11 protein-coding genes and 1 other RNA gene are annotated in these 10,580 nt (G+C 40.0%); 5 read left to right on the forward strand and 7 right to left on the reverse strand.

Annotated elements, in window-relative coordinates; genetic code table 11:
* Together M1381_11755 and ssrA are read left to right on the forward strand one after the other, a co-directional pair.
* Window positions 1-287: SsrA-binding protein (locus tag M1381_11755; protein ID MCL4479746.1), on the forward strand; the 287-nt coding region annotated here is incomplete at its 5' end.
* A gap of 54 nt (window positions 288-341) precedes the next feature.
* Window positions 342-691, forward strand: a transfer-messenger RNA (tmRNA) gene (ssrA, locus tag M1381_11760).
* A 41-nt stretch (window positions 692-732) separates the two neighbouring features.
* Here ssrA and M1381_11765 read toward each other — a convergent pair.
* The 6 genes from M1381_11765 to M1381_11790 all read right to left on the reverse strand — a co-directional run bounded on the left by M1381_11765 (window position 733) and on the right by M1381_11790 (window position 4,970).
* Complete coding sequence (locus M1381_11765; GenBank protein MCL4479747.1) at window positions 733-1,791, reverse strand: site-specific integrase; 1,059 nt, start codon at window positions 1,789-1,791, stop codon at window positions 733-735.
* A gap of 315 nt (window positions 1,792-2,106) precedes the next feature.
* Window positions 2,107-2,697, reverse strand: a complete 591-nt coding sequence (locus M1381_11770; protein MCL4479748.1) for a tyrosine-type recombinase/integrase — start codon at window positions 2,695-2,697, stop codon at window positions 2,107-2,109.
* A 174-nt stretch (window positions 2,698-2,871) separates the two neighbouring features.
* Window positions 2,872-3,054 carry a hypothetical protein gene (locus M1381_11775; protein ID MCL4479749.1) on the reverse strand — a complete coding sequence of 61 codons (183 nt, stop codon included), beginning with the start codon at window positions 3,052-3,054 and terminating at the stop codon, window positions 2,872-2,874.
* Window positions 3,055-3,059: 5 nt separating this feature from the next.
* Window positions 3,060-3,503 carry a hypothetical protein gene (locus tag M1381_11780; protein MCL4479750.1) on the reverse strand — a complete coding sequence of 148 codons (444 nt, stop codon included), beginning with the start codon at window positions 3,501-3,503 and terminating at the stop codon, window positions 3,060-3,062.
* A complete protein-coding gene (locus M1381_11785; GenBank protein MCL4479751.1) occupies window positions 3,500-4,717 on the reverse strand; it encodes a helicase RepA family protein in 1,218 nt (405 codons plus the stop codon). The genes M1381_11780 and M1381_11785 overlap by 4 nt, the downstream gene beginning before the upstream one ends.
* Window positions 4,707-4,970, reverse strand: coding sequence for a hypothetical protein (locus M1381_11790; GenBank protein ID MCL4479752.1), 264 nt, complete (start codon window positions 4,968-4,970; stop codon window positions 4,707-4,709). The genes M1381_11785 and M1381_11790 overlap by 11 nt, the downstream gene beginning before the upstream one ends.
* Before the next feature lie 363 nt (window positions 4,971-5,333).
* Between M1381_11790 and M1381_11795 the strand changes: the two genes are divergently transcribed.
* A complete protein-coding gene (locus M1381_11795; GenBank protein MCL4479753.1) occupies window positions 5,334-6,431 on the forward strand; it encodes a hypothetical protein in 1,098 nt (365 codons plus the stop codon).
* Window positions 6,432-6,470: 39 nt separating this feature from the next.
* On the opposite strand, the gene M1381_11800 is transcribed toward M1381_11795, so the two are convergent.
* Window positions 6,471-6,668: a MarR family transcriptional regulator gene (locus M1381_11800; GenBank protein ID MCL4479754.1), complete on the reverse strand. Its 198-nt coding sequence runs from the start codon at window positions 6,666-6,668 to the stop codon at window positions 6,471-6,473.
* Window positions 6,669-7,591: 923 nt separating this feature from the next.
* Between M1381_11800 and M1381_11805 the strand changes: the two genes are divergently transcribed.
* Window positions 7,592-8,905, forward strand: coding sequence for a DUF2029 domain-containing protein (locus M1381_11805; GenBank protein MCL4479755.1), 1,314 nt, complete (start codon window positions 7,592-7,594; stop codon window positions 8,903-8,905).
* Between the two features lie 328 nt (window positions 8,906-9,233).
* Window positions 9,234-10,418: an NADH:flavin oxidoreductase gene (locus M1381_11810; protein ID MCL4479756.1), complete on the forward strand. Its 1,185-nt coding sequence runs from the start codon at window positions 9,234-9,236 to the stop codon at window positions 10,416-10,418.
* Window positions 10,419-10,580: the final 162 nt, after the last annotated feature.

Here is a 10,580-nt window from a genome sequence, read left to right on the forward strand (position 1 = left end):
ATGAGGTTTTTCTGGTCGGTGCGCACATATCGCCGTACAGCCACATGACCTCCGAGCGGTACGATCCGACAAGGACAAGAAAGCTGCTGCTCAACCGCTCGGAGATAGACAAATTGACCGGCAAGGTAAAGGAAAAGGGCTTTACTTTAGTGCCAACGCGTGTATATTTTAAAAAAGGACTGGCAAAGCTGGAATTTGCCATTGCCAAAGGCAGAAAGCTCTTTGATAAACGCGAGCAAATCAAGAAGAAAGACTTGGATAGAGAGCAGAGACGCAGCCTGAAATAGGATGGCGTCAATGCGAACACAATGAAGAATCTTGGAGTAAAACAATTAGCCAATGGGGGCGAAGGGTTTCGACACGGCTAAGATAACCTTTTGGTGCATGTCGAGGTCCCATCTACTCGTTAAAAGGATGGAAAAAACTAGTCGCAAACGACTACGCACTCGCTGCTTAATTAAAAGCAGCTGAGTTGATACGGTCACCTTGCGGGCTGTCTCAACGATAAACTTTTCAGCAAGGCGATTTCGGGGATTTATTCCGTTTAACCCAAGGTCGCACCCCAAATGGAATAGTTGTCAGAATCCTGCCGGTGGGATGAAGACAGCGAACATTTAAACACAGGATAAACATGTAGTGCCAGAGGTGAAAATGGTTGTGGACGCGGGTTCAACTCCCGCCGCCTCCATTCTTTTTGTATCTAAAACCTTTTGTTTTCTAAGACCTTAACAGTCATAGCCCGTTTTGATCTACCTGAATGTGATCTTTTTTGTGATCACCCTGCTGATCAAGAACTGCAACAACGCTTTTAAGGTTATCAGGGCTTAAGTGGCTGTACCTCATCGCCATGCTGGGTGTCGAATGTCCCAAGAGCATTTGAACCTGATATAAGCTTATGCCGGACTGAACTAATTTTGAAGCGACTGTGTGCCTTAGAGTGTGAAATGTACAGTCCTCAACATTTGCCCTTCTGCACGCTCTGTCAAAGGCGTGCCGTAGTGTACTTGCACTTAGCCTTTCACCATTACCGTTGTGGAACACAAAATCGCAATTGATGTGTCTGACCTTGTTCAATCCTAAAAGCAATTCTCTGACAGCATTATTCATAGGTAGCCCAAGCATCCTTTTGGTTTTGGTGACCTGAAGCGTGATGACATCCCTTTTAAGGTCTATGTCTTGCCATCGCAAACCCAAGACATCGCTTTCTCTTAAACCGGTGCTCAATGTTAGCTTGATGATGGGTTTCAACCAGACGTCTGATGCTTCATATAGCCTTTTGATTTCATCATCGGTAAACCATCGGGTTCTTGCTGGTGGTAGCTTTTCCATTGGTACTCTTACAAAGGGATTATCCCGTGTCCATTCAAGCTGTTTGATTCCAATGTTGAAAATATGTTTACCAAGACCAAGCTCAAGGTTTATCGTTTTAGGTGCTGCACCCTGATGCCTACGCTCTAACTTGTAGGCCGTTATTCTGGCAGGTGTGACGTCCTTTATGAGTAAATTCCCGAACGCCGGTAACAAGTGCCCTAAAAGTTGCTTATCCCGCCTTATACTCGATTGTGTCTTTGCACTTGTAAACTCTTGCATAAACTTTTCCGCCATCTCTTGGAACAGCTTTTTACCATCTTGCCCCTTATCAAAATACGTGCCTTCTACCAGTTCCGTTATTATCTTCGCTTCGATCTCTCCAGCGAGCTTTTTATTCTGTGTCTTCGTTGCTACCCTGATCAATCTGCCGTCATGCCTTAGCTGAACCATCCACCTTAAACCTCTTCGTATTAACGTCATATTCACCTCCCCTGTGAAAAGGTTTTGAAAGTGTCGGTTAATTCCGTGCATGAATAGTCTACATCACACATGCAGGAATTACAACTGCTATTCCTTATTATTGAGCTACATGGTTTAATACGGTTTACTGTGTGTTTTGATTCAGTAAGCAAAACATCGTAAACATATTGTTTAAAAGCTTCAAAAGCCTTTCCGGCGCTCGGCTGGTAGACTGATATGAATAGCGGGAAGATCGTCGTTTCTATGTGCCTATGCGTAAGAAAATAGCATATATAAAGGCATGTATTTAAGTAGTCTGTGATTGGTTTATTCATGTTAGAATTTAACCCCTGATAAGAATTGCCGTGCATCCGGCTGGACGATTCGCAAATACACCATTGTTGTCAGCACGCTTGAATGACCTAAAAGGTCTTTCACTATAGGCAAGGGCACGCTTTGACCTATGCAGTTGACGGCAAAGCTATGCCGGAGCGTGTGCGGATGGACAGATTTTGTTATGCCTGCCTTGTTTGCTATGGCTTTGATAATCTGAAAGCCACGCTGTCGGCTAATATCAAAAAACCTGTCTGTAATATTCTCCGTCAAGGCAAAGCTCGCCAGCTCGTTTGATAATCCCAATGTGATCGGTATTACTCTGTAAACAGGTTTGCTTTTCTTATTTCTCTGCTTTTCTGTTAGAACCCTGACGGATAGGTTGTATGTATCAATATCATTGCGTGTAATTCTTAACGCTTCCGTTATCCTGCACCCTGTTTGCCATAGAATATTTATAAGCAGATGATCCCGTTTATTGTTCAAGGACGCTTCAAGCATAGCCTGTACCTCTGGAGCAGATAGATAGACGGGTATGTCCTTGCTTTCATACCGTGCCATTGAAAGTTTTTGAACAACCGGTAAGTTATCCATGTTTACAATTCCTATACAGAATGTAAAATTTTATGCCTTTTAATGTATCTAAAACCATGTGTTTACCTCTTAAAAATGCCTGTTCGCTTTACAAAATACCTACTTTTGTTAAACCCCTGTTTAAAGAAGAAGGCAGGCAATACAACACGCCTGCCCCGTAGTGTTGCGCTCCCTTTATTCAGGGTTCTCCTCAAATCCGTTATCGGAAGCGAGTTCGCCCCGTTTGTCGAATCCCTTGTCAAAACCTCGCTCAAAGGCTTCCTGAATCCGCTTTTCCGTTTCTGCATCCGGATTCTGGATCGGCTGCTCGTTTTCGGGTTGCTCTTGAGAGGGATTTTTAATTATTTTACCGGCCATCGCTATCACCTCCTTTCATCATTTATTTTGTTCTTGCATATCGTTGCATTGAATGTCTTTTTGAATGAATGTAGTTTTTGACGCTCAACGTTATCCCGTGCGTCTAACATAATGCCTATCTCTTGATCGTCATAAACGGGTACGCCATCCCTTTGTATTTCAGGCAGTATGGACTTATCAATTAGCCACCAGAAATGATTCTGTAGAAGCTCAGACCATAAAAGGATCGCCCTTACCGGTTTAAGCTCTGGTTCTACCCATTGCTTCTTTTGTTGTGATAAAAGCTCTATTGCTTCCTGTTTGTGTGCTTTCAGTTCTGCTAATAGCTGGTTAAGTTCTGGGTGTTTTTTTACCACTGGTTCGGGTATGCGATATTTGATTTTACTGCCGTTAATATGGAGTTGAATCCCCATAGATTTGAATTGGTTCAGTAGTTCAGTGGCGTTCATACTTCCCCCTCCATGTTGTTCCTTGCCAAGTTACTACCGTTTTTATTATCTATAGGCGGTAGTAAGGTAGTAAGTTCCCGCTGATCCGCTCCTGAAGCGGGTTTGAAGTTACTACCACGATATACTTTTCTTTTGCCCTCGGTAGTAAGATAGACAGAATCATCGTTTATCATCTCTTTTAAGACCGGCTGGATTTCTCCGTATTGCTTACCGAAATTTGAGCTTATATCCGCAGCGGTAGCCCCGTCATACTTCTTATCTTCAATAAAAGCGTATAACTTTTCCGCAAGTGTGACCGATTTTGGTACAGTGGGCAGTTCAACGAAGTTTATAACATCGTTTTCCTCAGTCATCTTCAAGTGTAAAATATACTCAGGAGTCAATCTTGTTTTTTCTGTTTTTAAAATAAGAGCATCAGGATTTTTATTCAAACTGAATGCAAGATCACAACCCGCAAGAATTTCAGAACTACCCCTATACCCTTGTCCTGTAGCCTTCCCCCTATGATGAATAACTAAGACAGTAGTGCCAGCATCACGTATTTTTTGCAGTATGCCCATGACTTCAGCCATTTCAGTCGCTGAGTTTTCATCTGCATTGTGGAATCTTATCAAGCTGTCAAAAATGATAAGATCGTACTCTTTTGCAATGGTAACATAAGCGTCAAGGCTAAGTGGACTCATATCCACAAAAATATTATTTACCATCATTCCAAATTTTTTGAGTCTACGTTGAAGTTCTGAGGGTGTACTATCTTTATTTACAATCAGAATCTTGATAGATTTTGTTTGGCGATTTAAGAATGTCCTGCCATTTGCAAGGCAAGCAGCAAGATGTAATACAAACCATGTTTTATAATGCCCTGCTATACCGAACAGAAATATTAAGATATTTGAGGGAATGAGGTCTTGAACAAGCCAAGACTTTACCCCTAAGTCCAGTTGAATAAATTCCGCTGCCGGAATAATGCGGTTTTTATTAAAGAAATACTTTGCATAATTTGTTTTATTAGAGGTATCAAATTGATTGAAGATGTTTTGTATTTGTTCTGAATCGTATCCCTGTTTTTTGAGGACGTTTATTTTTTCTATAATATTTTGCTTCTGGTTCTTGTAGTCCGATTTAATGCTATCAACGGTTATAGCTGACGTGTGTAGTTCAAAAAGTTGATCGTTGATCTCTTTTATTAAAGTCTCGATATTATTATTTTCCATAAAAAAACCTCCCTGCTTTTGTGATTAGTTCAGGCGGACAATGTCGTAACGCCTCGATATTTTCTTTTTTGATCGAGAGTAAATTTTCATTATCGTTTCTTAGAATCTGCTGTGCCTCGGAATTATTTACAAAATATTTTATCAGATTGTTATTCAGTGCTACGCACGTTTCAATCTCCCGCACCCGCCGAAGTAATTCTGTTACACCTTCAACCGTGGAGGGATACATAAGCTCATTTAGAAGTTCACCCACGGTTCTGTTCGTTCTGTGATTTAAAAACTTCTAATACTTCACTTATTCGGTAGCGATTCAAGCGACCGACCTTGTGAACTGGAAGTCGGCCGGTACTTGTCCATAAATAGATTGTGCCCTTTTTAAGTCCCAACAAATTGCTTATTGTGGTTACGTCCACAAATCTTTTCTCTTCAATGTTAATATTCATAAACTTTTCCCTCTTTGAACCCATTTTAGCCTGCCGTTAGAATTCCGTAAAGACATTAAATGGCGAATAATTAAGTTTGTCAGATACAGCGTTGAAGCTATTTTGCGGGCGATCATGGTTTGAAGAATTGATTTAATTGACCCCCTTCATAGAAGGGGGTAAAATTTCATATTATGGCACGAATAAGTAAACGTAACCTTATTAACAAACAGATACAGGTGTTGAAGTGCTACTATTGGAATAAAGACACTAAAGGAAAGATCAAAGCTACAGCACAGGTAGCACACATATCTAAAAACACAGTAAAGAAATGGCTAAAGCTGCTTCCGAGATATGTGCATGGAATTACAAATATTCGATCATCGTTTGATCCCCATGATAGAAGACGGGGTGTTTTCTTTTATGAAACAAGTCTCTTAGATAGCGAACTTGATATTGAACTATATAAAATCCTCTCTGGATATTATATTCAATGGGATAAAGTTGTCGATTTAAATAATGCAATAAATACTAACTTCAAGGAATATTTGAATGATGATAAATTAAAGCAGGAGCTTATAAACAAAAACCTTGATCCTGATTACATAGCCTTTTTGATATTTCAATTCTATTCAGTTGCTCAACCGGATAAATCAATCAATGCTGATCAAAGGCTTTATGGCTATAAAACTTTATGGGGCATCTTCACTTACAGCGATCATCCAGTCGGGGTACATAGAAGGGGTAAATCGGTAAGGACACATTTATTGAAAGATTTCATATTGAATTTGAATCATTATTTAGCAGATAATAAGCTCAGATACGGCTATGCACAGAAGATCATAATTAACCTTGAATTTGATATTTTAAACTACCTGCCTGATTGGTTGCGGAAAAAAGATAAGAGCCATAGCAAACAAAGATTTAAACATTACTGGGAGAGCGCAATTAGAGATCATTTATCACTTAAAAAACCGTGGATAGGTTTGGGTATGTATATTCTTTTTAAAAAAACTCATATCATTCATCGGCAAGGGGGCTTCACTTTTGACGAAATAGGTCAGCTATACAGAACATTTGAACAATCATATAAAAAATTCATAACCAAAGATGCTGAACGATATTTTATAAAAGCATTCGTGAATGAATCTATATATTCATCAGTTTTATTGGCTGATAATATGCATGATCACATGTTAGCTGACTATACTGGACTACGGAAGGATATTGTCTGTTTAGAACTTATAATTGTTTTGCTAAAAAGGGCTATTCAATTACAAGTACACACTTGAAGGATTAAACATATTGTAGTTACCTGTAACCACCTTTTCTTAAAACATCCCTTTTTTATAATTCAAAAATTCCATGCCCCTGCAGTTTATCTTGTATCCGTATATCCAGCCTTTAATATTATAATTACAGGGTTTCCGTCTCCGGTATAACCAATGATAGCGGTACAGGTTATTTACAGCCCTGCATACCTGCTGAATAGGTATATCAAGCGCATCAGCAAGCTCGTTTACGGTCATTCTATCTTGCTTGCAAAGCAAGTATAGCAAGACATGGGAATGGAAATAAATTCGATAGCTAATATCGATAAACCGGTAATCAAATCCGGTATTTCCGGTATCTCATACCGCTTAAATCGATTTAAATACGGAATGTAAGGGTATCGAAATCCGATATACCGGTAACGATACTCGATAGTCTCCGATAGGTTTACCGGTAATCACTGGACGGTAACTGGATGATAAACGATTTACGTCCGGTAGATTATACCGGTATACCGGTCTGAAACCGGTATCGATATTCGATTTTACCGGTTAGAAAACGATTTCAAACGTTCTTTACATATAAATAAATCCAAATTACCGGTCTTTAATCGATTTACGTTCCGTAGCTCACACCGAAATACCGATCTTAAATCGATTTGTATCGGATGCTCTCTGATTCACTTGCTATATTTTATGATATTGTTCGATTCATTTACGATGACTTAATATCTTTCTATAGCTTGTAAGATATTCTCCATCTTATCCGGTACCCGTCCGATTATGAAGAATCAATAACTTACGTATTCTGCATTTATCAATTACATGGAATTTCAAATAGTTCCGATAAGCATCAATGTTCCTTAATGACATCTATATAGGATACCAATATCCTCATTAACATATAGCCATTGATAGCCTTAACTGCTATTATAAGCCCTGCCATAGCCTTATGATAAGGTTATATAATTTATTTAAGACATATATATATCAACCTTGATATGGTTGATATGCTCTTATAGGTATTCTTAGGCTTAATGCTTTACTACTATTATATATAAAACCTGCCATAGCCCTATGATAAGGCATGATATACATCAATGGTTATCATACTGCCTACTTTTGATATACCGCCTGTAAACATGCTATAAGAATAATAGGGGTACAATAAGACTTCTATTATGAATATTAAAATAAATAAGATTGGATTGTATATCTTTCTTGCTGTAATTTTTATTACTTACTTCTTTATCAGATTGCCTGAGCTTAAAGATGCTTTTTCCATAGGTATGTCTAAGCCAGGGGATTTTATCCAGGATTATATGGCAGGCAAGCAGCTTCTTATGGGAAAAACCTTATATCCATCCAATTACAGGGAAATGGATGAACTTCCACAACCAAAGAACCAAACACATTCAATACTGAAAAACAAATTAATAGATGCGCATCCGCCATTTGCAGCAATTCTGTTATTTCCTTTATGGTTTTTAAATTACCATAATGCGATATTCTTATGGGTTATCATAACGATATTGTGTATGGTTTTGATAATTGCTTTATTGCTTAAATCTGAAAGTATCCCATTGGTATACATCCCTTTAGTATCTTTATTTGTTCTTGCATGGGCTCCTTTTCAAATAAACCTTTCCAATGGTCAAATATCTATTCTTGTTACCTTGTTTGTCATAGCGGGATGGTACTTTTTAAAAAGGGAAAGAGAAAACCTTGCCGGTATTTTCATTGCACTCGGCACAATGCTTAAGTTTTATCCCGGACTTTTAATAATATACTTACTCATCAATAAAAAGTATAAAGCGTTCTTGTCCGCTACAATTGGTATAGGCTTTATTCTTATTCTCTCATACCTTATCACAAAGCACGACCTTTTTTACTTCATTTTTAACGTATTGCCCGGGGATATTCAACGCTGTGAAATTGTCTTCGGGAATACTTCTTTCAATGGATTTTTCACGCAATTGTTTCTGCATTTGCAACCATACGGTAACACTAAAGCCTATATACCCGTGGTGAACCGATTTGACAGAAATTTATATCTCTATGGTACAGAGGCATTGTTCCTGTTATATTGGGTCTACAGCATCAATAAATATAATTACGATAATGACACAGGATTTTCAGTGTTTATTATTTCATCTCTCCTCTTGTCTCCGCTCTGCTGGAATCATTATTTGACACTCTTATTGCTTCCCTTGGTTGTTTTTGCAAAAGAACTACTAAAGAAAAGGACTATCTCTGAAGTCGTTATCTTCTTAACGGCACTGTTTTTTATATCCATCGATACCAGTTCTGTTTATTTTTTTAAAGCTCTTTATGTCGTGCGTGGTTTCATTCCCGGCCATCCGTGGAGTTTCTTTTATAGAATGACTTTTTATTTGCTACCATTTTACGGCATGGTGCTCTTATTGATCTTGAATTTTAGATTGATCAAACAGTCTCAAAAATCCACAAGTGAACATCCAGCCAACCAAAGTTAATATTGCTCGTTATACATAATTAAGCATAATTAACTGTGATCGCTTTTGTGATCAGAATTAGGCTCAAACGGTAAAAACAGGTAGTAAGCCATAGTAACACATAAAAGACCGATGATCCGCTTCTGATAAGGGTTTGCACGGAATTAACCTTATCTTTCAAAACCTTATAAACTCTACCGACAGCGGGTTCAACTCCCGCCGCCTCCATTCTTTACAAGGTTCTGAAATTTAATGCTTACTATCCGCAAAGCTGTATCGGTAAAGAATGGTTCCTGCTTCCGTTTGTTAAAGTTCTCTTGTTTTGATATACTCTAGAGTGAGAATCATGATGTCCATACTGTTCACGTCGTATAAGATTGGAAAAATAGAGATCAAGAACCGGTTTGTCAAATCCGCAACATACGAAAGTATGTCAAGACCGGACGGTGTAGTGACGGAAAAACTCATTACCATGTATAAGCTTCTTGCAAAGTCAGACGTAGGGCTTATCATTCCCGGGTTCATGAACGTCCATCCCTACGGCAAGGCCATGCCTTTCCAGACAGGTATCTCCAGTGATGCGATGATACCGGGCCTGCGGAGACTCACGGACACGGTGCATGAATATGGTTCAAAGATATTTTTCCAGCTCGCCCACGCCGGTATGCAGACCAGCAAAGAGGTTTTCGGCAGAACCCCTATGGGGCCTTCAGGAACGCGGCGGGACCCCGTCTATTTGTTCAAACCGGCCAGAATGACACAGGACGACATCAGAACCGCTATCCGCGCTTTCAGCGATGCTGCACAGCGTGCGGCAGAGGCAGGGGCGGATGGTGTGCAGATCCATGCTGCGCACGGGTACTTGATCAGCCAGTTCCTTTCACCATTTTTAAATGACCGGGATGATGAATGGGGAGGCTCGGATGAAAACCGTTTCCGGCTCATGAGGGAAGTGCTGATGGCAGTCAGAAAGTCGCTGCCGCCGGACATGCCGGTCATCGTCAAGATCAATGTCAACGACTTTGCACCCAAGGACGGTGTAAAGCCTGAACTGGCAAAAAAGTACTGCGCCTGGCTCGCAGCATTAAAGGTCGACGGTCTTGAAATCAGCTGTTCACTGCCGGTTTACTCTTTCATGAACATGGTCAGGGGTGATGTGCCTGTTCGCGAGCTCACCAGGGCATTTCCTCTCTGGAAAAGGCCTGTAGCCTGGGTCATGACGAAAAGACTCGAAGGCAAATATAACCTTGAAGAAGGATACAACCTCGAAGGTGCAAAGATCATAAGATCTGCAACGGGCAACATTCCTTTGATCGTTGTGGGAGGTATGCGGTCACTCGGGTTTATGGAGAAACAGCTGCTCGAAGGCACATTGGATTTCATTTCCATGGCGCGCCCGTTCATACGGGAGCCTGACCTGGTAAAACGGTTCAAGCAGGGAAAAGCGGTGGCAGCGTCCTGCGTGTCGTGCAATCAATGTTTTGCTGCCATGATGAACAAGCTGCCGCTCCGATGCTACAATAAAAACCTTTGAAAAATGCGACGGGTACGGCACATGAAACGTGAAATGGCAGCCCTGTGATTTTCCTAAAATGAGGGTAAAGACATGGATAAAACAAATATCGATTTTTCACAAATAGCCGAAAAATATGAGCGGTATTCTTCAGTGCAAAAATCCGCGGCAGATATACTGTTA

The organism is Deltaproteobacteria bacterium (genome assembly GCA_023382265.1).
Lineage (GTDB): Bacteria > JAMCPX01 > JAMCPX01 > JAMCPX01 > JAMCPX01 > JAMCPX01.

What these genes read in the sequence shown, in the direction of transcription:
- M1381_11795 (MCL4479753.1), top strand. Translation starts at nt 5,334, where the DNA reads ATGGCACGAATAAGTAAACGTAACCTTATTAACAAACAGATACAGGTG.
- M1381_11785 (MCL4479751.1), bottom strand. Translation starts at nt 4,717, where the DNA reads ATGGAAAATAATAATATCGAGACTTTAATAAAAGAGATCAACGATCAA.
- M1381_11800 (MCL4479754.1), bottom strand. Translation starts at nt 6,668, where the DNA reads ATGACCGTAAACGAGCTTGCTGATGCGCTTGATATACCTATTCAGCAG.
- M1381_11810 (MCL4479756.1), top strand. Translation starts at nt 9,234, where the DNA reads ATGTCCATACTGTTCACGTCGTATAAGATTGGAAAAATAGAGATCAAG.
- M1381_11805 (MCL4479755.1), top strand. Translation starts at nt 7,592, where the DNA reads ATGAATATTAAAATAAATAAGATTGGATTGTATATCTTTCTTGCTGTA.
- M1381_11770 (MCL4479748.1), bottom strand. Translation starts at nt 2,697, where the DNA reads ATGGATAACTTACCGGTTGTTCAAAAACTTTCAATGGCACGGTATGAA.
- M1381_11780 (MCL4479750.1), bottom strand. Translation starts at nt 3,503, where the DNA reads ATGAACGCCACTGAACTACTGAACCAATTCAAATCTATGGGGATTCAA.
- M1381_11775 (MCL4479749.1), bottom strand. Translation starts at nt 3,054, where the DNA reads ATGGCCGGTAAAATAATTAAAAATCCCTCTCAAGAGCAACCCGAAAAC.
- M1381_11765 (MCL4479747.1), bottom strand. Translation starts at nt 1,791, where the DNA reads ATGACGTTAATACGAAGAGGTTTAAGGTGGATGGTTCAGCTAAGGCAT.